Annotated in this window: 18 protein-coding genes; 6 read left to right on the forward strand and 12 right to left on the reverse strand. The window is 50.9% G+C overall.

What is annotated here, in order from left to right; genetic code table 11:
* Window positions 1–292 precede the first annotated feature (292 nt).
* The 4 genes from VF399_03265 to VF399_03280 form a co-directional block, all read right to left on the reverse strand.
* Complete coding sequence (locus tag VF399_03265; GenBank protein ID HEX7319362.1) at window positions 293–2,971, reverse strand: polysaccharide biosynthesis tyrosine autokinase; 2,679 nt, start codon at window positions 2,969–2,971, stop codon at window positions 293–295.
* The gene (locus VF399_03270) at window positions 2,968–3,438 is read right to left on the reverse strand and encodes a four helix bundle protein (GenBank protein ID HEX7319363.1); all 471 of its coding nucleotides are present in this window, start codon (window positions 3,436–3,438) and stop codon (window positions 2,968–2,970) included. The genes VF399_03265 and VF399_03270 overlap by 4 nt, the downstream gene beginning before the upstream one ends.
* Before the next feature lie 84 nt (window positions 3,439–3,522).
* Window positions 3,523–4,272 (reverse strand): polysaccharide biosynthesis/export family protein, encoded by a 750-nt coding sequence (locus VF399_03275; protein HEX7319364.1) that lies wholly within the window; start codon window positions 4,270–4,272, stop codon window positions 3,523–3,525.
* Window positions 4,273–4,857: 585 nt separating this feature from the next.
* Complete coding sequence (locus tag VF399_03280; protein ID HEX7319365.1) at window positions 4,858–8,466, reverse strand: S8 family serine peptidase; 3,609 nt, start codon at window positions 8,464–8,466, stop codon at window positions 4,858–4,860.
* 652 nt (window positions 8,467–9,118) lie between these two features.
* Between VF399_03280 and VF399_03285 the strand changes: the two genes are divergently transcribed.
* On the forward strand, window positions 9,119–9,811 hold the full coding sequence (locus VF399_03285) for an SIMPL domain-containing protein (GenBank protein ID HEX7319366.1): 693 nt from the start codon (window positions 9,119–9,121) through the stop codon (window positions 9,809–9,811).
* Between the two features lie 152 nt (window positions 9,812–9,963).
* Entirely contained in the window at window positions 9,964–11,289 is a 1,326-nt protein-coding gene (locus VF399_03290) for an NCS2 family permease (protein HEX7319367.1), read from the forward strand.
* Window positions 11,290–11,498: 209 nt separating this feature from the next.
* Here the strand turns inward: VF399_03290 and VF399_03295 are convergent, their stop codons facing one another.
* The 8 genes from VF399_03295 to rpmH form a co-directional block, all read right to left on the reverse strand.
* A complete protein-coding gene (locus tag VF399_03295; protein HEX7319368.1) occupies window positions 11,499–12,437 on the reverse strand; it encodes a PorV/PorQ family protein in 939 nt (312 codons plus the stop codon).
* A 123-nt stretch (window positions 12,438–12,560) separates the two neighbouring features.
* Window positions 12,561–14,651: a hypothetical protein gene (locus tag VF399_03300; protein HEX7319369.1), complete on the reverse strand. Its 2,091-nt coding sequence runs from the start codon at window positions 14,649–14,651 to the stop codon at window positions 12,561–12,563.
* Between the two features lie 168 nt (window positions 14,652–14,819).
* The gene (mnmE, locus tag VF399_03305; protein HEX7319370.1) at window positions 14,820–16,196 is read right to left on the reverse strand and encodes a tRNA uridine-5-carboxymethylaminomethyl(34) synthesis GTPase MnmE; all 1,377 of its coding nucleotides are present in this window, start codon (window positions 16,194–16,196) and stop codon (window positions 14,820–14,822) included.
* Between the two features lie 124 nt (window positions 16,197–16,320).
* A complete protein-coding gene (locus tag VF399_03310; protein ID HEX7319371.1) occupies window positions 16,321–16,992 on the reverse strand; it encodes a R3H domain-containing nucleic acid-binding protein in 672 nt (223 codons plus the stop codon).
* Window positions 16,989–18,533: a membrane protein insertase YidC gene (gene yidC, locus VF399_03315; GenBank protein ID HEX7319372.1), complete on the reverse strand. Its 1,545-nt coding sequence runs from the start codon at window positions 18,531–18,533 to the stop codon at window positions 16,989–16,991. Before yidC ends, VF399_03310 begins: the two co-directional genes overlap by 4 nt.
* Before the next feature lie 99 nt (window positions 18,534–18,632).
* The gene (gene yidD / locus VF399_03320; GenBank protein HEX7319373.1) at window positions 18,633–18,890 is read right to left on the reverse strand and encodes a membrane protein insertion efficiency factor YidD; all 258 of its coding nucleotides are present in this window, start codon (window positions 18,888–18,890) and stop codon (window positions 18,633–18,635) included.
* A gap of 11 nt (window positions 18,891–18,901) precedes the next feature.
* A complete protein-coding gene (gene rnpA, locus VF399_03325; GenBank protein HEX7319374.1) occupies window positions 18,902–19,231 on the reverse strand; it encodes a ribonuclease P protein component in 330 nt (109 codons plus the stop codon).
* Window positions 19,228–19,362 (reverse strand): 50S ribosomal protein L34, encoded by a 135-nt coding sequence (gene rpmH, locus VF399_03330; protein HEX7319375.1) that lies wholly within the window; start codon window positions 19,360–19,362, stop codon window positions 19,228–19,230. The genes rnpA and rpmH overlap by 4 nt, the downstream gene beginning before the upstream one ends.
* Window positions 19,363–19,706: 344 nt before the next feature.
* On the opposite strand from rpmH, the gene VF399_03335 reads away from it, so the two are divergent.
* The 4 genes from VF399_03335 (at window position 19,707) to cdaA (ending at window position 24,865) form a co-directional block, all read left to right on the forward strand.
* A complete protein-coding gene (locus VF399_03335; GenBank protein ID HEX7319376.1) occupies window positions 19,707–21,212 on the forward strand; it encodes a HEAT repeat domain-containing protein in 1,506 nt (501 codons plus the stop codon).
* 10 nt (window positions 21,213–21,222) lie between these two features.
* On the forward strand, window positions 21,223–22,599 hold the full coding sequence (locus tag VF399_03340) for an HD domain-containing phosphohydrolase (protein ID HEX7319377.1): 1,377 nt from the start codon (window positions 21,223–21,225) through the stop codon (window positions 22,597–22,599).
* A gap of 121 nt (window positions 22,600–22,720) precedes the next feature.
* The gene (gene folP, locus VF399_03345; GenBank protein HEX7319378.1) at window positions 22,721–24,016 is read left to right on the forward strand and encodes a dihydropteroate synthase; all 1,296 of its coding nucleotides are present in this window, start codon (window positions 22,721–22,723) and stop codon (window positions 24,014–24,016) included.
* 90 nt (window positions 24,017–24,106) lie between these two features.
* The gene (gene cdaA, locus VF399_03350) at window positions 24,107–24,865 is read left to right on the forward strand and encodes a diadenylate cyclase CdaA (protein ID HEX7319379.1); all 759 of its coding nucleotides are present in this window, start codon (window positions 24,107–24,109) and stop codon (window positions 24,863–24,865) included.
* Window positions 24,866–25,344: the final 479 nt, after the last annotated feature.

The raw sequence follows: 25,344 nt of genomic DNA on the forward strand, positions 1-25,344 counted from the left end.
CTCCAGTATAGATTATATATATTGAAGCGGAATTGTCAAGGAATAAAAGCACATTCCGTTGGAATGGAAGTAAGCCATTTAGGCTGGAAGTGAATGCTACGCATTGGAATTGAGCGTTTCCCCTAACTGGAACAACCCATTATCAAATATATTCTTAATGATGCACGCTGGAACTCTGTAAAATTCCACGCGAAGCGTATATTATATTCCAGTGCGAAGCACTAACTTCTATGGCGAAGCCATAACTTCCAGACGGAGTCTCGCTTCCATTCCGAAGGAATTACTTGCAGCGCTACGCTTCTTTTCTATAGTACTTACTATAGTATTTGTAATAACTTTGGTAGTAATACGAGCCCGGGGACAAGGGTACGCCGTTCAGCACCATGCCGATGACGTTCGCCCGGGCATTGGTCAGAATGTCTTTCGTGTCCTGCAGTTCCTTTAGAACCGTCCTGCCGTACCGCGCGGTCAACAGCACCGCGTCCGCGCTGCGCGCCGAGTATGTCGCGTCAGCAAAAAGAAGCATGGGCAGGCCGTCAATGATGACGTAATCGTAATGTTTTCTGAGTTCATCCAGCACCTGGTTCATTTTGACCGATTCTAAAAAGACAAAGGGATTGGGCGGCACACTACCCACGGGGAGCAAGGATAGACTGCTCGTTACGGCAGATTTATCGTTGGGATCGTGATTAACGTTTTTATCGTATTCCGGCTTGTAGGCGACGACCGCATCCTTTATCGTTGATTTCCCCTGCAGGACATCGAACAGGCCGATTTCTTTTTTCATTTTTACGACGTCGGTGAGGTGCCCTCTTTTTTTTCTGAAATCCGTGTCCACGACCACGACCTTCTTCCCCACCGCGCTCATGGTCACGCCCAGGTTAAGCGATACGTAGGTTTTGCCTTCTTCAGGGCCGGCAGAAGTTACGTACACGACTTGATAGTGTTTGTCAGGATGGGCGAATTCGATATTCAATGACAGCTTGCGGAAACTCTCGAATTCAGCCGATGAATCGTAGCTGACGGTCCGTACGTGATAATAACCGGATTTGCGCTGAGGCCGCGGAAGGACCACGGAGAACGCGGAACGGAAAAACCTTACGCCTTTCTTGGCAAGGTTATAATCCCGCGGCGCCGGATCATGACCTTGCTTTACGTGATCATTTTTTGTATCTCCACCCCGCCTTTTTCCTCCCCCTCGATGGAGGTTAGAGGTGGGGCCGTCATCGCCGTTTGATTCGACCAGCGGTATAGAAGCGAAGATCGAAAGACCAAGCTTGGTCTTTATGACCTCGAGGTCTTTGACAGTATTGTCGAAATATTCGGCGATAAAGATCCCGGCGCCGCCCACGAGTATGCTTATAACCAGAGCCAGGATAAAACTGGTCAGGCGGCCGCGGGAATTGACCGGCGTGCCAGACACTAAAGGCGGGTTTATTATTTTAAGATCCGAGGTAACGCCGGCTTCCTGGACCCTCGTTTCCTCAAGCTTTTCCGCAAAAAACGTATACAGTTTTTCCGCGGTTTCACGGTCACGCTCAAGTCTTGCCAGACTTAATTCGTCAACCGGCACATTCTCCAGTTTGTCCTGGAGCAGTGATATTTGCCTTTCTACGCTCGCGATCTCAGTGCTGATAGTCGACATACGCCGGCTTATTTCTTCCTTCATTTGACCTTTAATGCCATCTAATTTAGCTCTTATTTCAAGCACTTTAGGGTGTTCGTTAGAGTATTCCTTAAGCTTCCCTTTGAGCTCGGCTTCAGCCTGGAAAAACTGATTATAGAGGTTTTGCAATGCCGGCGATGACAGCAAGGTCGCGGCGAAATTGGGCAGGGTATCAGCCACCGCGTATTCGACACTGGAAACCAGATACCGGTTAAGACTTCGGATTATCTGTTCTTCGACCTGGATCTGGTTTTTGCGCGATTCCAGAGCCGAAACCTGAGAGATCAATGCCTGGGTTGACGCTTGAAGATCCACGATCTTTTTTGTTTCCTTAAATATCTTTATATTGTCTTCAAGCTCGGTAAGCTTGTTCTGATACAGGGCAAGCTGAGATTCAATAAAGGTACGGGACTGGATATAGGCCAGGGATTTTTCGCCTATGTCTTCCTTGATGATCTGCGCCGAGAGCGCACGCGCGATCTTGAGCGCCTCCTGGGGATTTCCCCAGTACAGGTTGATCCTCAGGATGCCGATAAGGTTCATACCGGGGAAAAGGGTCTTTGCCGTCACCAGTTTCTTGGATACGCCTTCGCCCGAACCAGGGATCTCGCCGGAACCAATACCCTTGTCAATGCGGTCGGCTTCCAGCACGTTTATCGAGGTCGAATTCCGCAGGGCTAATGCCATGCGGTCGCGGGGATAGAACACTACCGTGTAGGTATGGTCACGCGTGATCTTCTTGAGCGCCGTCACTGAAAAAGTAAGGGCGCCACTGCCCAGGTCAACCTCGTGTTCCGTACCGTACCGCGTGAGCGGGACAATCGTATAGCTATTCTGATGGAGTGAATAGCCGTTCGCGGTCACCCGCAGTTTATAGGGCCCCAGCTGGTTTTGGAAATCGCTCTTCATCCGGGTCCTGATGTCTATGTCAGAGATCGTTTTACCGCCGTTCTTGATATTAGCGCACAAGGACAGCGTGTCCACGACCTTGCTCGTGAAATTGACGCTCAGGAGCGTGGAGATAACGCGCTGGGTAATGGAACCGATCTGGGTCGTGGGTGTTTCCGAAAATTGGTTGAAGAACCCTTCCACCGGCTGTTCCTTGGAAACGCCAAGGTCAAAGGTCGCCATGTAGGCGGGATTGTACGGCCGGGTAACGCGGTACACGATAATGCCCAGGAAAACGGGGATCGCGAGATAGAAGAACAGCCGGCGCCGGCGCAGGAAAATACCGTACAGGTCGCGGAGATGGAGAGAAGACTCCTCATCGCCGTTTCCGTTGTTGATGCGCGGTTGATCGTTCATGGAAACACCTTAGCACGCTGCGCTGTAGACACATTCGGCACTGAAGCCGAATTGCAGTCACACTTCGTTGAAGTCACGCTGCGCTGCCTTAGAATTACAATATCTTTTCGGATACGGGTAATGAGATTTGTCAGTTTTACTGAGATTATATGTACGTTCTTTTGAAACCTGGCATGATCAACTGCATTTAGGTATCCAACATTGAAGGCTTCTATTAAATGATTGGCACATTCTTCAGCTGATCCGCTAGCTATATTATAAAATGAAATCTTTTCTTTCGGAAAACGTCTTCCCCATCCTTCGGAAATATTCGCAGGTATAGATCGTGCAGCTCTCAACAGATCATCAGTAAGGCTATATTTTTCTTTTGTTGGAAATTTTTTTGTTAATTCATAAACATCTTTGGAAAACTGTGAGGCTAATTGCCAAACGATCAGATCCTTAAAGCTTTTCAATTTCGTTTTCATATTATTCAGCCAAAGGCATGAATGCAGGCGCGCAGCGCCGTGTCTGCAGGCATGTAATGCCATATCTACAGCGTAGCATGTTTTTCATAGCCTTTGTATCGTAATGTACAGCGTCACGACTGACACGGCAAGGGACAGGGTGTTGATGACGATACCCCATTCGATCGTGAAGCGCTTGTTAATGTACACCCAGTCGCCGGATTTAAGCTCGAAATTCTGATCCTGCCTGCCTTTTTTTAGTATTTCGTCGACGTTAACCGTGAGCACAACCGCTTTCTGATCCACGAACCGCACGGCCTTGACCTTTTTAAGATTGGCGCGGTTTGTAGGTCCGCCGGCCAGCGCGATGTAGTCGGTCACGCGCAATCCCCGCTGGTATTCAACCGAACCGGGACGCAAGACCTCGCCGAAAACCGAAACATGCGGTAAAGTCGGGCTTTTCAAGATGACGGAAATGACAGCGTGTGTGAAATAGGTTTTGAGCTTCTCGCTTAACAGGCGGGCGATCTCCTCGGTCGTCAATCCGACAACCCCGACCTCGCCGATCAGCGGGAAGGATATGGTGCCGTTATGCATAACCATGAGGGTGCGGGTCAGTTCTTCCTCGCCCAGGATTACGATCTCCAGAACGTCGCCGGCTTCGATCTTGTAGGGCGCGGATGGATTTAATTCACCCTCACCCTTACCCTCTCCCCCTAACGGGACACCAGTTATTATTGCCGGTTCATCCTTCAATGCTGCCATCAAGGGAGAGGAATTTTTTTCTATGGTATCCGGTGCCGCGGAGGACGCGTGAAATAATAATATAGCGGATAAAAGCACAGTTATCAACATTAAATTCATTATATGGAACGACATGGAAAAGTCAAGATGCATACATTGCGAATGTGACGAATCAAGAATACGAATGAAACGAATTCTGGATTCCCATTTTCATGGGAATGACAGATTAAAAGATGAGATTGCTTCCCTTCGTTCCTCGGGACACCGGTTATCCCTCACCCCTGCCCTCTCCCTTTCAAAGGGAGAGGAATAAGGTGAGGGTTGAGTCTTTAAGGTTGCGCACCCAGAACGCTCGCAATGACGAAAAAAAAGCGTCCCCCACCCTACCCCCGTATCATGTACGGGGCAGGCTCTCTCTCCCACAGGGACACCAGTTATTTTTGATGTTCAATATTTTGATGTTGCCTTTAAGGGAGAGGAATAAGGTGAGGGTTGAGTCTTTAAGGTTGCGCACCCAGAACGCTCGCAATGACGAAAAAAAAGCGTCCCCCACCCTGCCCTCCCCCTTGGCGGGGGAGGATTAAGGTGGGGGTGATATACGCCCGGCTGTCCGCGTCTGTCATTCCTGCGAAAGCAGGAATCCCGCAATATATGGATCCCCGTTTTCACGGGGATGACAGCAGCGGCTGCCTTGCGCTATTTCATCAGTATCAGCTTGCCCGTTTTCTTTACGAGCGGCGTTTCGATCGAGAAGAAGTAAATGCCGTTCGGCAAAGCCGTGCCGTCGTTATCCCGACCGTCCCAATACATCACCTGCTCGCCGGTCTTTCTCGGCTCGTCGAGCACCGTCCTCACGAGCTTGCCCGCGATATCGTACACATTGACCTTGACGTTCCCGGAGACGCGCAGGTTGAATACCAGACGCGTTTTTTCGCAAAACGGGTTCGGATAGGACTGGATAAAATCACGGTCGAACGGACTGATGATCGCGTTATCCTCGCTGATGCCGTAGAACAAGCTGTCGTAGATCGCCTGCGCCGAATCCGCATCCTCGATGAGCGTTGGCAGCGTGGTACCGCCGACGAAAGCGAATGCAACATGCTTCACTTCGCCCCCGCCGAGGTTGTACGGACCTGCCGACACGACGACGGAAAGATCGGTATCGACCGGCGATGCCAGGAATTCCAGCGTGCCGTTGAGGAATTTCCACAGGGTTGTGTCGTTCCAGATATTGGTCGCGCCGTTGTAAACGTAGTTCGTATTATCGAGCGACGTGACGTTCGCCGCGGTGTAGGGATCCAGCAGCTTGACGCCGACATAGCGGTTCGGCGCACCGGGTTCCCACTCGTATGAAAGACGCCGGAGCGTATCGGTGGCCCCGCGGTTGACGTAGGCATTACCCATATCGAAATCAGCGATCACGCCGGTATAGATATTATTGATCGCGGCGCCGCTGTTGTTCTTTACGTCGCACAATACGATGACAAAATCATCGTAACCAGCCGCGCGCCAGGCGTAACCATGCTGGGTAACGACGATACCCTTGGGCGCCGAATTGCCGGAATCAGCATACATCGACCATGATTCCTGGTCGGAGACCGCGGGCGCGATGCTGTCGATCCAGCATTGACCGTTAGGCACTGTCGTACAGCGCCAGTCAGTGTTGTTCGGGTTGGCACCGGTATTAGGATAGAACCGGTCCAGTACCCAGTTATTGGCGTTAGCGAGAGCGAGTGACGAGTGGTACAGCTCATTCGTTCCGGATTTGGGATAAATGAACCCGCTGCCGCCGGAGTTGACATCGAGGAAGCCGATGCTTCCCTGTTTAGTGACGGTCAGCACGCAGTTCCCGACATTATGGTCGACATAATCGTAACGCGGCGCACCAACAACGATCTGGAAGTTGCAGTTGGTCGTGTATCCGCCATCCGCGGTCACGTACACCGTGAATGCCACGGTCGTGCCCTGCGGAGTTGAAGCCGAAGCCGTGAACTGGAAAATACCGTTGGCGGTTCCGCCGCCGCCGGTTATCGTCCCGTAGGTCGCGGTCGAATCCAGCAGGGTAATGTAAGCGGAAGCGGTCCTCAGCGTTCCATTGGTATTCGTCGCGTTCGTTGAGCCGTCGTTCCTCAAGGTGACGGTCATGTTCACGGTCTCACCCGGATCGACCTTGCCATTGTTGTTGCCGCCGGCATCATCGATGGTATTCGTTTCATAGACAATGCTGGGCTGCGACGCGGTACCGAGATCCCCGGTCACCACGATCGCGAAAGGCTGCGGGCCGTTGGGTACATGCGAAGCGTCAACCCTGATGGTCCAGTTGCCAGCCGTCGGACTATTGCGCCGCACGCACTCTTCAACATTGACCGTATCAGCGCTGCCGCCGGTCGCGGACTGCCCGCCAGAGTAAACATTGCCCAGATAGACGACATTGTTCGGATCCGTGACCGTCAGGTGCAGGTCGTTGATGATGTTATGAGCACCACCAGCAGCACCCGGATAGTCGGTCCAGACAAGCGCCACACGGAGCGGCACCGAGCCGGACAGCACGTTGTAATCATACTCGACAAACTGGCCGGTAGAAAGACCGGTAGCTTCATCGACGATCGCCAACTTTTTAGCATCGCCGGTGAAATACAGCACGCTGTCGAGATCGACGCGGCCCCAGCCGATGTTATTATCCGGGACCGTGTAACCGCTCATGGAATTGTCGGCGCCATTAACGAGCACCGCTTTCATGAGCGCGGCCGAAGGCGCGATCGAATCAGAGGAATTTGCCGCGCCCGTCGGATAGAATCCATCGGTGAAGTATTGCCTTACCAGAACTCCTGCTCCCATGGCTCCGGGCGAAGACATACTTGTTCCCTGCATACCGGTGTAGCCGGCGTCGCCGCCGCCGTTTACCGAATACACGGTATTGCCCGGCGTGAGAATAGTCGGTTTGCGCCGACCGTCATCGCAGGGCCCGCGGCTGGAGAAACTGCTCAGCGTCGCGTAACCGGTAGAGTTGTTGCATGAACCGACCGAGACCACGTTCTTCGCGGTGGCGGGCGAGCCGACGGTACCGCTGCCCGGTCCGTTATTGCCGTTAGAGAAAAACAGCAGGAAGTCCTTGTGATCCCACATGAACTGGTCGCACTGCGCCGAATTTGACGTGTACGAGCCATTGGCATTCGAACCCCATGAGTTCGAGCACAGCTTCACGCTGCCCGCGGCATTGCCATTGTAAGGGATCGCCCATAGCGTGTTCAGGTTCGGGTACAGGTACACCGCGCCGTTGGAACCGCCGCCATCCAGGAAATAAAGCCTTCCCTTGATCGCCAAGCCGTCGCGCGTATCAGCGGCGTTGAGCGTATCGTCGCCGCTGCAGGTACCGGCCGTATGGCTGCCGTGGTAATAGTTCACGGCTTCATCGCCGAAATCGGCATAGCCGGCGCCCATGGTGTTGGCGGGCTGGTAGCCGATGATCTTGCGGTCGTTCGGGTAATTACCCCAGGTCGTGATCCACGATGAAGAAGTGCTCCGGAACGCGTAATGCGATGTCCTGACCCCGGTATCGCAGGTCGACATCAATTCGCCGTTGCCCCGGATGCCCATGTCCCATACGTGGCGGTTGCCGTTTATGCAAGTCTGAAGGACCCACTGGACGCTGTTGTTGTCCAGTTCCATTTTGTGCCAGGGTTCGATCCAGCTGACTTCATCGAATTTCGCCAGTTCGGGAACGAGCGCGAGGTTGATCTCGGCATTGATCAGTTTGTCCCATTTTGATTCCGCCACGTCCTTGATAACGGCCTTGTTCGAACGCAGGTAATTCATCACATTCTCAGCCCCCGCGTCGGCATACAGCAGGATCGTGACAACGTGCGTGCCGCTCAAGCTCTTGAATTCATCCTGGCTGGACAGCTTGTACGACGGCTGGTAGATACCGACCCAGTCGATGAAATCGCACGCCGCGACCTTGGCCTGTGCAATATCGTCCATCCTGACGATGAAAGCGTAGTTCGGCAGATATGAATATATCTGAGCGCCGGCCGCTTCCAGCTGGTCCTTGGACTGCTGGTATATCGGACTATTGAAATGGACAATATAATATTCCGACTTTTCAATCGTGTACTCAAGTGCCGGTTCGCCGGTCTTCACATCGATCGTTATCCCGTTGGAAAAACAGATAAGATCGGCGTTACCGAAACGCGCGGGCGCGAACTGATGGATCGTACCGCTGCCCGGCATTTGATACACATCCGCGTTCGAAGCAGCGAATCCCATTGCCAGCATTGCCGCCGCGAACATTATCATTTTTTTCATTGATCTAGCTCCTTTCATTTTTGCGAATTTCACGAATTAACGGACGCGAATAGTACGAATAACAAAACACGAATGGTACGAACAAAAAAAGACGCCCACCTCCTTTCTTCGTTTTAAAAATTCTCATAGAGACTATGTCCACTGTGTACGGTTTCGTATGTATTTATGATAATATTACCTACCTTATTGCTTAGCATAATCCTGATAGATTATAATACAGGACAGCGGGAAAGTCAAGAAGGAGATGCGTTAAGAACGTTAAAAGCGTTAGTATCGTTAGTATCGTCAGTATCGTTTAGATCATTAATATCACTTAGTGCGTTAGTTAAAACCCTAAATCCGAAGCACTAAATTCCGCTTCGTGTCGAATACTCAGCATGAGACATAAACAATATCAAAGCCCCAATTTTCTAAATCTCAAACGGTTTGGAACATTAAAATTTTGAATTTAGGATTTGCCTGCCCCGTTAGACAATAAACGCCTAATGGAGGTTGGGATTTCGATATTAGGATTTCGTGCTTCAAAAATGTATTGACTTTAGGCCGGTGATTGAATAGAATGAAACGATAATGGTCTAAGTAATTATGTTATTAAGTTATTGTGTAATTACGTGATTACTAATCACTATCCTAAGGAATGGAGGTAAAGAACATGAATATTTCGCTTTTCACCATTCTTATCGTGCTTACTGCCCAGACCGGCACCAATTCCGCGCCTGCGGTCTCGTTGTCGTACGACAAACCCGTCATCAGCGTCAGCGGTCAGGGAACGTCCACGACCACGTTCACCACATCGGAGTACCAGATAACTTTGTACGCTGATACAGCGGCAGGCACCGAGGCTGAAGCAAAGGCCCTTGCCGAAACGATGCGGCAGGACATTATCAAAGCGGTAAAAGAAATGGGTGGTAAGGAAAGCGACGTGGTGTTATCAAATATCAATAACGTGCCGCCTTATGAAACCGATCCTCTATATCGCATAAATCAAGACCTGTACGTAACCCTAAGGAATGTCAAAGACATAAACAAAGTACGCGAAAAATTTTTACTGACCACAACGGCGCAGATCGGAAGCGTCATGCCGGTCGCCGAGGGAAAGATCGATTATGGCCCGGCGGTCGCGGAAGCACGGACTGCAGCCATGAAGAATGCGCGCGATGAAGCCTCAAGCCTTGCCCAGGCGGCAAACGTGATCCTGGGCGAACCGCTGTACATCAGCGAGCAGATCACCTATCCTTATTACTACAATAGCAGCGAATACGGCGATTATGGCGGCTCTTACGGGACCGACAGCACGGTGACAGTGCAGGTGACGGTATATTACCTGATGATATATAAAAAATAAAGCATCTTTGAGAATGATGCGAATGGTAGGATGCGAATCCGACGAGCAAAGATGAGATTGCCGCGCCCCTTCGGGGCTCGCAATGACAAAGCACCATATAGTATTCATATCTTTTCTAATTACCAATTACTGTCGTATTGATTGGAGGATCTATGAACTCGTTTTTTGACAGATTGTTCAAGCTTAAAGAATACCATACCAGCATAAAAGTCGAGGTGCTGGCGGGCGTGACGACATTCATGACCATGGCTTATATCATCGCCGCCAATCCATTGATCCTGGCCGCGGCCGGCATGGACAAGGGTGCCGTGGTGCTGGCAACATGCCTCGTCAGCGGGATCATAACGATCGTTATGGGGTTGCTCGCGAATTACCCGATCGCGCTCGCGCCGGGCATGGGCATCAACGCATTTTTTGCCTTCGCGATCTGCTCGGGCATGGGCATTGACTGGCGGATCGGTCTTGGGTTCTTTTTCATCGAGGGCGTGATCATCGTCATCATCACGTTGACCAAGCTGCGGGAAACCGTGATCAACTCGATACCGATGCCGCTCAAGTGCGCAGTGTCGGTGGGCATCGGCCTGTTCCTGGCATTCATCGGTTTCGAGAATGCCGGGCTCATCGCCAGCCACCCGGTCACGTTCATCACGATCTCGCAGATCGCCAACCCGGCGATCTTTCCAAAGATCATCCTGGCGTCGGTCATTCTGATCGTCACGACGATCCTGCTGGTGAAAAAAGTGCGGGGCGCGATACTGATCGGCATCGTCGTGGGTACGCTCCTGAGCTTGATTCCGGTTTTCCGCGCTCGCGGCGAAGCCCTGCAATTGCTGCAGCCCTCCCTGGCGCCAACTTTTTTCAAGCTCAATATCATCGGCGCGCTCAAGTGGTCGTTCATACCCCTCATCTTCACGCTCCTGTTCGTGGATTTTTTCGACACCGCAGGCACGGTCATTGGACTATCAGTCAAAGCCAAATACATCGATAAGAACGGAAAAATCCCGCGGATCGGCCGAATATTATTCGCTGACTCGCTCGGTCCCGTTATCGCGGCGCTTTTCGGCACTTCGACCGTGACCTCCTATATCGAAAGCGCGGCCGGCATTGAAGAAGGCGGCCGTACGGGCCTGACCGCGGTCGTGACCGGCATCCTATTCATGATCGCGCTGCTGGCCGCGCCACTGGTTGGGTATATCCCTTCGGTCGCCGTGGCACCGGCGCTGATAATCGTCGGGATCATGATGATGGAAGCCGTTACGCGGATCGATTTCAACGATTATTCAGAAGCGGTCCCGGCGTTCATCACGATCACCAGCATGCCGTTCACCTACAGCATTTCCAACGGCATCTCGCTGGGGTTTTTATCTTACGTGTTGATCAAGCTGTTAAGCGGCAAGCCCAAGGAAGTATCGGTGATAATGTACATTCTCGCGGCGTTCTTCCTGGTATTCTTTATTACGAGTCCGGTGTTCAAATAGAATTGATTCACTGCGCGAATAGAAGTTAGCTTTTCAAGCTGGAAGTTATCCTTTCAGGATGGAAGTTACGCTTCGCGTGGAATTTTACAAATTTCCAGCGTAAAACGCTCAATTCCAATGCGTAGCATTCACTTCCAGCGGCTTTTTGCTTACTTCCATTCCGAAGGAATAATTAATACTTCGATCAACGGTCTACGGTTCGCGGTCCTTTATTGTATTTTAAATGATATCGTGAATCTATTCGACATTCCCAGTTTCCCATACGGCGCGTAAGCATAATCGATCCCGAAACCCTTGATCAATAACCCCACACCGGCCCGCAATCCCGACAGCCCTTCATAATTCGCGCCGGTGCGGTACCCAAGCCTGAGCGCGAGGACTTCAGCGATCCAGTATTCAGCTCCTGCCCCGATGCCAAGATCATCCGCGTTGGAGAAAATGAAATCCTGGGTGATGGCGAGTCCCGGTCCGGGCAGTGAATATCTCCAGCCAAGCCTTACCAGCATGGGCAGGGAATAGGCAAGGCTGTCCACTTTCAGCTGCGTGCCGAGATTGGCGAGCGAGAATCCCATCTGCAGTCCCTTAAGCGGGGTGTCGTACATCGCTCCCAGGTCAAAACCGAAACAGCTACCGCCTAAGCTGTCGTTCATCTCGCTAATGTATTTAAAACCGCCCCCGATATAGAACTTGCCGATGTCTTTGCCATATCCGAGATTAGCGGTCCAGTCCGAGGCAGAAAAATCACCAATGGTGTCGCCACGGATCGTGATCCTCGGGATCGTACCTGAACCCCAGTAATTGAACGACAGTCCGAAACTGCCGACCTGCTTGATCTTGAATCCAACGGCGCCATATTCATGGTACATGCCGAGCAGCCACATGTTATGCATGAAGGTGAAATCAGCCTTCTGGATCCTTGCCAGACCGGCGGGATTATAGTAAAGCGCAGACGCATTATCCACATAAGCAGCGCTGGCATCGCCAAGGGCGACAACGCGTGAATCAACCGGGATCTTTAAAAATGTGGCGCTGGCATCGCCGGCACCGGCGTTTAGAGTACCAAAGAATGTCAGTAGCAGGATCAGTAATGCAGATATCCTGCTAAATCCTAATACCGAAGTTCGAAATCCTAAACAATCTAGAAACACAGCCCCCCCTCCCTTACCCTCCCCCTCGAGGGGGGAGGAAATAGGTGGGGGTGATTGTTTGAAATTTGATATTTGTTTGGTATTTGAAATTTGATATTTGGAATTTATCTTCATGTTCTCCTCCTACCGTATCACCGAAAGCTTGCCTTTTCTATGATCGCCGTCAGGTGCCGTTACGAGGTAGATATAGATGCCGCTTGCGACGTTAGCCTCCCATGAGATGTGGCCGTCAGCCGCATCATCCGTGCCTGAATTCGAATCCCAGACCAGGGCGCCGGCGAGATCGTAAACGCGAACCCGGGCGCCGCTGACCAATCCCTGGAAGTGGATGGCGTCATGCGTCGGATCGCGGCCGGGCTTATAAGGGATCGGCACGACCTCTAAAGAATCCAGGCTGCCCCGCGGTTGTGGACCCTGGTAGCGCAGGACGAATGTCTCCTCGGCCGGCGCGCCAACCGAATCAACGCCCGAGATTAGCACCGTTCCAAGGAATGAACCAGGGGTCGTGCCGACCGGTATCGCGACCGCCAAAGTGCAGACATTCACCTGACCCACGGTCATGGACGCGGGCAGGCCAAGGACGAACACGCTATCCAGCGAACAGGAGGCGGTGATCGAATCGACACGCGAAATACTGGGTCCATCAAAGGAATCCGGGTTGTAAGCGTCGCTGGTGTTCGCCAGGATAAAAGCGCCTTTGGCAAAAGGTGAATACGCCGGTCCGGCAGGCTGGGCGCGAAGATCGAGGGTGTCATTGTGCACGTCCAACGAATCGTTATCCACATCCAAATCGGCCAGCACTTCTACAACCCGTCCCCGGACCGAGTAAATATTGCCGCCTGTAGTGTCCTCGTAAAAATCCTGCCAGACAAGAAAAAAGTCTGTGGTTGTGTCTGTCGCCGTTATGAATTCAGTCACAAAAAGCGAAGGAGCGTAGAAATTATTACCCTGTGGTCCAGCCGTTGTACCGGTAAAAGTATGAAGGAGCGTCTGGCTATTCGAAAACCGAGTTATTGTATCGTTGTAAGCGGCCATATGGATCCCATAAGAAGCCGCATCCGTGGGATTACTGTGCCAAGCAGCAACCATAATGCCATTGGGGTCCATTCTGATAATGGATCGGTAATTATCACACATTAAAGTCGTATCAAGTCCCCACCAGTTAACCCGCTGATCGGGCATGAAACTCAAACTGTCGCGATGCATGCGAGTAAACCAGATATCGGGATTAGCATTACCGCTGGCGCGCCGCGAGTCTTCCCAGGAAACAAGAACATTGCCGTTTGCGGCGTTATATGCCAAGGTCGGGTTGCCGCGATAAAAACTGACAGCGGTATCGTTTGCGATTATGTCGCTGGCGAGAAAAGTGCTGCCGCGGTCCGAAGAGCGGTTGTATCCGATCCACGGATGAGGATCATTACTGCTTCCACTCGTACCTCTTCCCCATGCGCAATGAACCGGGCCGCTATCATCCACGATAATGAACGGATGACGGTTGACCCTGCCGTTATTCTTGTCAACAATTCCGAGATCGGTAAATGATTGGCCAAAGTCAATTGAACGCGCCAGTCTGATCCTCAGATCTCCGGTTCCCTCATCTGACCATACCAGATAAATGAAGGTCGTATCGGGACTGCTTTTGCTGTCTGACACGATTTTTGGCTGGGGGCCGTAATTAATTGTAGAATTGTCCGAGTTATCAATGAAGATCCCGGGTACTGTATCGGATGCAGTCCAGGTCGTCCCGCCGTCGTTGCTTTTTGTCAGGAAAACTTTCCAGGCACCGGCACGCCAAGACTGCCAGACGACATAAAGGTTGAGCGAATCAACGCAGAGCCATGGATAATCATCGTTGATAGTCGGCGTCTGGCTAAGGTCAATGTTCGGGCGTGTCCAGGTACTCGCTGTATCAACGGACTTCGCAAAATAGATATCATATATAAGGTCGTTGTCGCGGTCATCTTGCCAGACGGAATAGATCACCATGCCCTTATCATCGAATATTGCCTGAGGGTGGTTGGCGTTATGAATAGAAGGTCCTGGCGCATCATCGACTCTTACCAACGTATCGAATACGATAACACCTTTCCAGGGCAGTGAGTCCTGGGCATACGCCATGTTCGGGAGGGTCGTGGCCAGCGCGACGATGCCGAGCATCGCGGTCAACATTATCTTGATACTTTTTCTATTCACTTTTATGCCAATGTCATTCATAAAACCTCCTTAGCACATATCTTTAGATTATAAGACTAAAAAGAAAATTGTCAAGACTTAAGTATTTATTGGTTCAGTTCCTTTGGATCGTTTTGATAGTTATTATCGTTATTTCAAACTTTGTTAACGCTTTAAACGCTACTAACGATAATAACGATCTTAACGTCTTTATTTCCCTATACAGAATTCCTCGAATATCTTGTCGAGGATCTCTTTTCGCATGATCCGCTGGCCGGTTAGTTCTCCGATTATCTCAAGCGCGGAATGCAGCTCAAAGGCAACCGTATCCGGGGTGTTGTTCTCGATCACTCCGAGCAGGCACTTTTTGACTTCTTTCAGCGCCCGGATATGCCGGTGCCTGGTCAGCATCAGATCCTTGCGCAATCCCGGTCCAGCGTTTCTGTCTGCGCTCAAGTGTTTCCTGATCGCATCCCGTAATTGGTCCAGATTATCCCCGGTTTTAGCGGATAATTTAACCGAATCCGTAAGTATGTCGCCTTCGCGAAGCTTGATATTGAGATCGATTTTGTTGATCACCATGATCTTCGACCGGTCTTTGACTAGATTGTATAGCTGGATATCATGTTCGTTCAGAGGCTCTGAGCCGTCAAACACCATCAGTACGAGATCGGCCTGATCCAGGACCTGCAGGGTCCGGTCAATGCCCAGTTTATCAACGTCCGGCATATCCACCACGTTCATGACGCCCGCGGTATCGGTTAAACGCAGGAACAACCCTCTGATCTCGACGCCTTCTTCAATGTAGTCGCGCGTCGTGCCAGGAGTCTGGTGAACTATCGCCCGCTCATAACCGAGCAGTTTATTAAATAACGTGGATTTGCCGACATTCACCCTTCCCGCGATCGCGACCCGGTAACCCTCTTTGATCTTAACACCCGTCTTTGCAGAGGTGAGTAGAACGTCGATCTCGGTCAGCAGTTTTTGAACCTGAAAATTGACCTGTTTTTGTTCGTATACTACGTCCTCTTCATCCGGAAAATCGATGTGTGCTTCGACCATGATCAGCAGATCGGTTACTACGGACCGCCATTCACGCACTCTCTGGGACAAAACCCCTTCATACTGGACGATCGCCAGCCGGCGGGCATCATCGCACGGCGCGTGGACCATGTCCAATACGGCCTCGGCCTGGATAAGATCGAGTTTGCCGTTGAGCAGCGCGCGCCGCGTAAATTCACCCGGCTCGGCGGGCCGGGCGCCCTGGCTTACCGCGATTGAAATGATACGGTCGACTATCAGGGGATTTCCGTGGCAGGATACTTCCACCGCGTCTTCTCCGGTATAGGAGTGCGGGGTGATAAAAAACGTCGCGAGCGACCAGTCAATGACTCTCTTTTCCGGATCCCGGGGATCGATGATCCGGCCGTAGTAGGCATGATTTGATTCTACCGACTTTGAAGCATCTGCAAAGAGGAAAAAATGCGTGGCAATGAATACCGCATCCGGTCCGCTCAGCCGGATCACGGCAAGGCCTGAATACCCTGTCGGTGTCGCGCATGCAACGATCGTATCGCGGGCTATCATGAGCAATTGGTTAAATGGTTAATTGGTTAAATGGTTAAATGACCGCATAACGAATCGGTTATATGGTTAAATATTTAAATTGTTAAATGGTCAAACACAAAGACCATCAAATAAGATCCCGGCGTTAATGGTCCAGATCCTCTTCGTCATGCTCTTTCTCGATCTGCTTAATGTCCGCCTCCGTCACCCCTGATTCACCTGGTTCGCCGCCTGAAGGCGCGATGACGATATTGCGGTTGACGCCTTTGCCAATCGAATAGATCTTGATGCCCTTGAGCTCGACAAGCCTCATCATCACGATCTTTTCCTCACGCTTGGTCATCGCATCAAGTGCCATTTCGCGACCTGTTTCCAGAACGATGTGCGCCACCGCCTCGGCTTTTTTCTTAAGGAAGTTATTGCGCCGGATACGGTAGCCATTGACATCGATCAGGATCCTGATGTTGGAATAGAACCGTTTCGCCAAACGCGATATCAGGTACTGCAGCGACCATAGCGTCTCCCCTTTTTTGCCGATGAGCAACGAATCGGCATGCCGGGTTTTGATATTGACGTAAAATCCCTGGTCATCCTTGGTTACTGTGATCAAGGTCTTGAATCCACATGCGGTGAGGACATAATTTGTTAAGGCAGTCAGATACTGACGAGGCTCTTTGATGGTCAGCTTGACCTTGGTCTCTTCCCCGGTCTGGGATATGACCTCCTGGTCAACCTCATCCCGGATAGAACCAAGCATTTTTAATCCGTTAGCGATCGCCTCTTCCTGTGTTTTCCCGGTTGCCTCAACCACTTTCATTTTATGCCTCCTTTCTTCGTAATATAATTTTCCAGAAGCGTTAAAATATTATATGCGAACCAATATAATTGTAATCCCGAGGGGAGATTTAAAAAGATAAAGATCATGAATACCGGCATGAGAAACACGAGTAAACGCTGCCGTGGATCGACCGTAGTCATCAGCGACTGGATAAGCATCATGACCCCCATGCCAATGGGCAATACATAATAAGGATCTTTTACAGAAAGATCGGTGAGCCATAGCATGAACGGCGCCTGGCGGAATTCGATCGATGTCCCCAGAGTCTGATAAAGAGCGAAAAAGACCGGCATCTGAATAATGAGCGGCAGGCAGCCGGAAAACGGGTTCACCTTATAAACCTTGTAAAGATGCATCATCTCCTGGTTCAGCGCCTGCGGGTCGTTCTTGTACTTTGCCTGGACCTTTTTCATTTCCGGCTGGAGCATCTGCATCTTGTGCTGCGATATGATCATCTGCCGCGACAGCGGGAAGAAGATAGCCTTGAGCAGAATGGCAAAGACAATGATCGCGACGCCATAATTCCTGAAGAGCCTGTACATGAGATTAAAGAACAATAGGATCACGCGCGCGATCGGACCCCATATGCCTCCACCGAGAACGTGTTCGAAACCCTGACCGTATCTCGCCAGGTCTGCCTGTCGAAGCGGCAGGAGGATAACGCAAAGGTCAAAACCGCGGCGGCTTACCAGCTGAGCACCGTAAACGCTGGCCGCGGCTGACATGAAAGCGCAGCCAAAACCAGCGGTGGTCTTTTTTACCACTGCCGGCGCAGGCAATTTGAAAAACGTGGTCTGCTCCATCGTTCCCAGGTTCCTGATCGCGAGCAAAAAGTATTTGTTTCGAAAAGCCAGCCATTCCCAAGCACCGGCGTAGTCGAGTTCGTCCTTGATCTCTTTGGTGATATTCACAACCTTGCTGGTTTTGGCATAGACACCGAAATATCGAAGATCATCACCGCGATTTTGCAGCTCGGTGATCCTGAGCCCAGCCCTGAGGTCCATGACGGCAGCCACCGAGTCCATGTCGATCGACGCGCCGGTCTTTTTGTCGAACGCGGTCATGGCCAAGCTGAAGCCGTCGGGTTTATCAAAATGGTAGACCTTCCTGACGGCAACCTTACCCGCGTCATGCGTGAATACGACTGAATCATCCGTCACCAAAGGCGTAAAGACGACCGCTTTGCCGTCTTTTAAATTTTCGCTAACGAACAGACAGCTGTTATCGGGAACGATGTTGACCTTGTATTTTTTAAGGTAAAATCCCTGAACTGAAGCGCCGGCCGAGGTCAGGATCAGCCGGTAGGCGTCGCGTTCAACAGTGATCGTATCCTGGGGGATGACTGATGCGGCGGAACCAGGAAGGACTGGCCTGGCGGTGTCACCAGGTACGGTCGAGGTTTGATCCGTCGGCGCCGGCATTGATTTCCTGGCGGGAGGCTTTGACAGCATCGTCCAGAGGAACATAACGACAACAATGGCGGCGAATGCAAAAATAAGGCGGCGCTGCTCCGGGTTCATGACTTCGACCTCGCAAGAACGTTTAGATCGTTGTGTTCGTTAATATCGTTTGGATGGTTTGGATCGTTTGGATCGTTAATATCGTTATTCATAATCATCCTATCCTCTTAACTTCATAACTTCATGCCTTTCCGGCACCGGGTCGTGACCGCCCTCGCACCACGGATTGCAGCGCATGATCCGCCAGGCAGCAAGGCCTGAACCCCGGAAAATACCATGTTCACGGATCGCTTCGATCGAATACTGGGAACAGGTTGGCTCATACCGGCAGACCCGCGGTATCAGCATGCCGATAGTATGCTGGTATATCCGAATGAGCAAAATAAGGGTATGTTCTATCATCTTCGTCGCTGTCATCACTGCCGCCATCATGATGATGCCTGGGTTTTGAACCTTTCGAACGCCTGCAGGATGCATGTCTTATCAACGGCACCGAGAGCATAGAACAGCACCTTCCAACCTTCGAATATTTCTTTGCGCATGCGATATGCCTCCCTTAATAGTCTTTTCACCCTGTTCCGCATTACCGCGCCGCCAATCTTCTTGGAGGCAATAAAACCAACTCGAGTATCGGATGAAGGTAAATATATCAAAAGCAATGAGCCTGATTTTATTCTTTTACCCATGGAAAACAGCTCTGAAAACTGCCGTTTTCCCCTGACAACACTAGCTTTTGCCAGACTAAACCGTTTGCTCACACAACAAGTCTTTTTCTGCCTTTTCGTCGCCGCCGGTTCAGCACTTTTCTGCCGCCTTTGGCTTTCATGCGGCTGCGAAAACCATGGGTTTTCTTGCGCTTCCTGCGGCTTGGCTGATAAGTTCTTTTCATAGCTACTATTATAAGTAAAAATATCGAGAAGTCAATGATGGTTTATGATCGTTAAGTTCGTCAATATCGTTGAGATCGTTATTATGGTTAAGCTTGTTCCTTTAAATTCGAAATTCTAAGCACTAAATTCCGCTTCGTGTCGAATACTCAGCATGAGACATAAACAATTTCAAAGCACCAATTTTCTAAATCTAAAACTATTTTGAACATTTGAATTTTAAATTTAGGATTTGTTTAGGATTTAGGACTTCGTATTTAGGATTTGACAAGTCTATCTTGTTGACACATTTGTTATTTTTTATATACTTTCATTGCGTATGGAAGAAAGGGCGAACGAGCTTGTTATGCAGATGATCAAGACCATAAAAGCGCTCCAGATGTACGGCAAGTCACATCCCTCATACCGCTCTTTTTTCGCGCCCTTTTTCCAAAAGATTTCCGAGTTTTTGAAAGAATACAGCGAGTTCAGCCTTAAAGTAGACCGGTTCACGATGGCTTACGCCGATAAGGTTATATACGACGAAGCCGAAAAGGATACCAGCATTTCTTTCCGGCTATTCCGTGACGGGATCAGGAACATCACGTTCTACGAAGGGCTGACCGAAGAGGAATTGATGTTGTTCACCGAAACGATAAGCCAGCCGGCAAAAGAACAGGACATCGCCCTGATCCTCTGGGAATGCGATTTCGCCCATATCACTTTTTTTGTTGTGGAAGAAGAAGAAGAACCGATGAGTTATGTGCTGCCTGACACTCCGCCCGTCGACATTGACTATGACGCTTTTATCCGGGATATCTTGAACCGTGAAAAAATCGACATCAACGTGAACCTTAACCCCATTCTTGTTTACAATGAGCTGGAGGAACTGAAACAGGAGATCGAGACCGAAGAAAGCCGGCCGCAGCTGCCAAAAGCGATAAATATCCTCATTGATTTTTTAAACACCGAAAAGGCCCAGGAGATCATTGACAGCCTTATCGGCCTGCTCGAACTCTGTATTAACAATAACGATTTCTATAACGCCCGGAGGATCGTGCACAAACTGCAGACTTATCCCGAGATCAAGCCGCTCGAGCGGTTCGAGAACGAAACGACCGTAACCGGTTTCAGCCGCCTGTGCGATCCGCTGGATGACAAGTCATTCAACGAATTTGTCGCGTTTATCGGATTTTTTTCGCAAAAGACGATCCCCTATTTTATCCGGATACTGACGCTGGTAAAACGAAAAGAACGACTCGAATCGTTGATGCAACGCATTGCTTATATGTGCCAGAATGACCTGGCTCCGGTCATCGATTTTTTAGCCGGCGGGAACGTCTACGAGGTAATCAACGCCATCGGCATCGCCGGCATCATGAAAAACAGAGCTGTTATCAAACACCTGAACGCACTGGCCGTACATCCGGACGCGCGCGTGCGCTCCGCGCTTGCCCAAACATACGCCGAACTCGGAGAACTAAAAAAGGTTGCGGCACTGACCGACGATCACGACCCGGACGTGCGGATCAAAGCGCTGCAGATGCTTACCCTCAACCAGTATACGCGGATCTACCCGGAACTGCTGCGCCGGACCAGGCAAAAGGATTTTAAGCTCCTTGACTATACGGAGCAAAAAGAGATCTTCAGCTGCATGGTGGCGAACGGCGATAAAAAACTCACCCGCCTCCTGGAAAAAATGCTGTTCAAACGCAAGCTGTTCGGCGCCAAGGCATACCGGAACATGAGACGGCTTGCCGCCATGGGATTGTCACAGATCGGTACCGAGGAAGCGATGAAGACATTACAGGCGGGTTTGAATAAAAAGAACAAGGATATCAAAATGGCATGTGAAATGGTGGTAAGAGGATAGCAAGATACCCATGACTACGGCAGTGAATATCCAAAATTCGGCCCGGGAGCTTATTACGCTGTTCTACAGCCTGGCCAAGTCGATGCAGGTCTATGACGTCAACAATGACGTCGTGCAGAATGCCGCCAAAAAACTCAGCCTGCACGTAACCGAGCTGTTCCGTACCCTGCCCATGGCCGAGATCGTCCTGTACCGCGATTATATATTTTTCAACAAACAGCGCCTGCGGTATGATGTGGAGGGATATGTCAGCCTGCAATTCCTAGAAGAAAGCATGAAGCGGCTCCGGATCAAAAATTTGACCTTTATGCCGGGGATCGCGGTTTTGGAACTCATCCGGTTCGCCGGGATATTCAAGGGTTCAAAAAACACGTTTCTTAAAGCCTATGCCCTGGAGAAATTAAAGTCCATCGCTATCGACTTCATGACCACCGAGGACGATCTGCCCGAATTTTTCAAAGACAGCGAACGCGTGAAAAAAACCTATTTTAAAGCGCTGAAAGTAACAAAAAATCTGATCCAGAACCTGTGGTCGCGCCAACCGATCGACTCCAAGGGATTCCGGCGCGTCGTCTATGCGCTCGTCGATAACCTTTCACGAGACGAGTTCGGACTGGTATCGCTCACCGCGATCAAGAACTTTGACGAATATACCTTCAACCACTCGCTCAACGTCGGCATCTTGTCGCTGGCTGTAGGCCAGCGAACGAATTTGAGCAAGAAAGGATTGGTCAAACTTGGCACTGCCGGCCTTCTCCATGATATCGGCAAGGTCGACATACCAAAAGAACTGCTTTACAAGCCCAGCAAACCGACACCCGAAGAATGGGAGACGATCAAGCTGCATTCCGCATATGGCGTAAAACAGATCATAAAAACGCGGGGACTGGACGAGATCGGCGTCAGCGCGCTGATCGGTGCGTACCAGCACCATTGGAATTACGACGGCACCGGTTATCCGGGCGAACCCAAGACCGGCCGGGAAACGAGCCTGATCGCGCGCATTATCCGGATCTGCGACGCTTATGACGCAATGACCACGCCGCGGCCGTATCAGCCTATCCCCTATCTGCCGTCCATCGCCATCAGGGTATTATGGGCGCGTCATGGTTTTTATTTCGATCCGCTCCTGCTCAAGGTATTTATCCAGGTGCTGGGCATGTATCCGACCGGATCCTGCCTGGAACTGAACACCGGCGAGACCGCGATCGTGATAAGACAAAATTTTGGCTACCTTGATCTACCTATCATACAGGTCATACTGGACAAAAACAAAGAAAGGATAAAGGGATCCATTGTTGACTTGACGACACGAACCGATATCAAGATCGTCACACCGGTCTACGCCCAGAAATACGGGATCAACCCATCGACGTACTTCGTGTGATGAACAAAGTTCATCATCGATTACAGCGATAATAACGGTATTAACGATTTTAACGATACTAACGCTATTAACGAACCTAACGAATCATTGACTTCCCTTTGAAATCTAATTATAATCAGCCGTGATACGAAGATTGATCGCGGCCCGGACTGAACACATTATCCGGGAATTGACCGAGATAAAGATCGACGAAAACGCGCTGGTTTTTTTCATTGGAAAAAGCCGGTGCGAGATCCTGCGCTTTGACCGGCTCTCGGCTGCGCAAGCGAATGTCCTGAAACAAACCGCGTTGGTCTGCGGTGCCGACCTCGCGATCCCTAAAAACGCCTACCGCGGGTCTGCCCACAAGAATTTTTCCGCGATCCTCTTCGCCAATCGGCGCGAGATCGGGAAAATCGTTTTGCGTCTCGATGAACAAAAGTGGATGACGCGGATCGCCGACGAGCTCCGGATAGTACTGCAGCCGGAGCCATCGCTAAATTTGGATGTCGGCACGAACCGATATTCGATCGACCGCACCTTTATCATGGGTATCATAAACCTGACCACAGATTCTTTCTACAGCGGCAGCCGGTACGTTTCCGCTGAAATAGTCAAAAAAGCGGCGCGGGAAATGGAACGGGAAGGCGCTGATTTCATCGATATCGGCGCGGAGTCGACCAGACCCGGAGCCATGCCGACCGACGAGAAGGAAGAGATCATGCGCTTGAAGACATTCCTGCCGGCGGTCGTTAAATCGGTCAAAATACCCGTATCCGTGGATACCTACAAGTCCCGCATTGCTGAATTCGCCATCGATCACGGTGCATCGATGATCAATGATATCTCGGGGCTCGGCTTTGACCGCGCCAACCGTTCCCGAACAATGGCGAGGATAGTGGCGCACGGAAAAGCCGGACTGGTCATCATGCACATAAAAGGCAAACCAAGGACGATGCAGGTGCAGCCTGAATATAACAACCTGATGGCCGAGATCCATGCGTATTTTACCGAACGGCTGCAATGCGCGACTGATGCCGGTATCAACCCCAGCCGGATCATTATTGATCCGGGACTCGGTTTCGGCAAACAGCTCCATCACAACTATGAGATCATTCTGCGGCTCAAGGAATTCGGCGTTTTCAGGCGACCGATCATGGTCGGCCACTCCCGTAAATCGTTCATCGGCGCTCCATTTAACCTCGCGCCCGAGCAGCGCCTGGAGGGAACCCTGGGCAGCACGGCACTCCTCATCCAGAACGGCGCTTCGATCCTGAGGGTCCACGACGTGCAGGAAATAAAAAGGGTAGCGATGCTAGTGGATAGAATGCTTGCCCCCGGGGATGCGGGGCAGCGGGATTGGGAGTTAACTCGCAAGAGTTTTATAAAAGCCTCACGGCTGAAATCCAAAAAACGAAGAAAGGGAGTGGTAAAATGACACGGGGATATGGGGTTATGGGGATATTAAAAAGATGAAGGTGAGAGGGTAAGAAGTTGGGATGGTAAGAACAGGGATAAAAATATAAAGATGAAGTTATTCGGGTTCATCCCTCTGCAGGCGGTCGACGTCATCGACATCATTATCGTCGCATTCCTGCTATACCAGTTCTTCCGGTTTGTCAAAGGCACCAAGGCGACGCCCATCCTGGTTGGACTCTTTCTCTTTTTCCTTGTCTCCTTTGTCGCGCGCTGGTTCGGTCTTAAAGCGCTCTCATGGATCATTGGTTCCATTCTCGCGGTTTGGGTCGTTGCTTTCGTCATTCTGTTCCAACCCGAGATCCGGAATGCCCTGGCACGGATCGGTCGCCAGCGGCCGTTAAAATTTTTCCTGAGAGTCCAGGCGAGTTCCATGGTCGATGAGATCATCGACGCGGTGAAGAAACTATCCGAGAAAAAATTTGGAGCACTGATCGTGATCCAGAAAAACATCGGATTGAAGGACATCATCGAGACCGGGATCCCGATCGACGCCGTGGTGACCTCAACGTTGCTGCAAACCATATTCTTTCCCGACGCCCCCCTGCACGACGGCGCCTGCATCGTTCATGGCGACAAGATCTGCGCGGCTGGCTGCATTCTGCCGCTCAGCGATGATCCGATGCTAAGCGGCCAGTTCGGTCTTCGCCACCGCGCGGCGCTGGGCATTGCCGAACATAGCGACGCGATATGCATCGTGGTATCCGAAGAAACGGGCAAGGTCTCGTTCGCGTACCAGGGAAAACTGGTCACGAAGGTCGAGATCAGGACGCTTACCCGGTCGTTAAAAAGCCTGTTAAAGGAAATATAAGGAAATCCCTCGATGCACTTACAGTGCAAAAACCTCGGGACGCTGAATTTTTCAGCTGAATCATACATGAGATTCAGGAAAAATTCGCGGAAGCCCCTGACGGGACATCCAGCTATCCCCCCCACCCTAACCCTCCCCCTCGAGGGGGGAGGAATAAGGAGAGGGTGAAATCAGGAAATTAATGAAGCCCCTGACGGGACATCCAGCTTTTGTTATCGCTTCGCGATCATGAGATCAATGAAGCCCCTGACGGGACATCCAGCTATCCCCCCCACCCTAACCCTCCCCCTCGAGGGGGGAGGAATAAGGAGAGGGTGAAATCAGGAAATCAATGAAGCCCCTGACGGGACAACCAGCTTTTGTTATCGCTTCGCGATCATGAGATCAATGAAGCCCCTGACGGGACATCCAGCTATCCCCCCCACCCTAACCCTCCCCCTCGAGGGGGGAGGAATAAGGAGAGGGTGAAATCAGGAAAT

The sequence above is a fragment of the bacterium genome, from assembly GCA_036382775.1.
Lineage (GTDB): Bacteria > Hydrothermota > Tepidihabitantia > SM23-42 > JAOAFX01 > DASVHD01.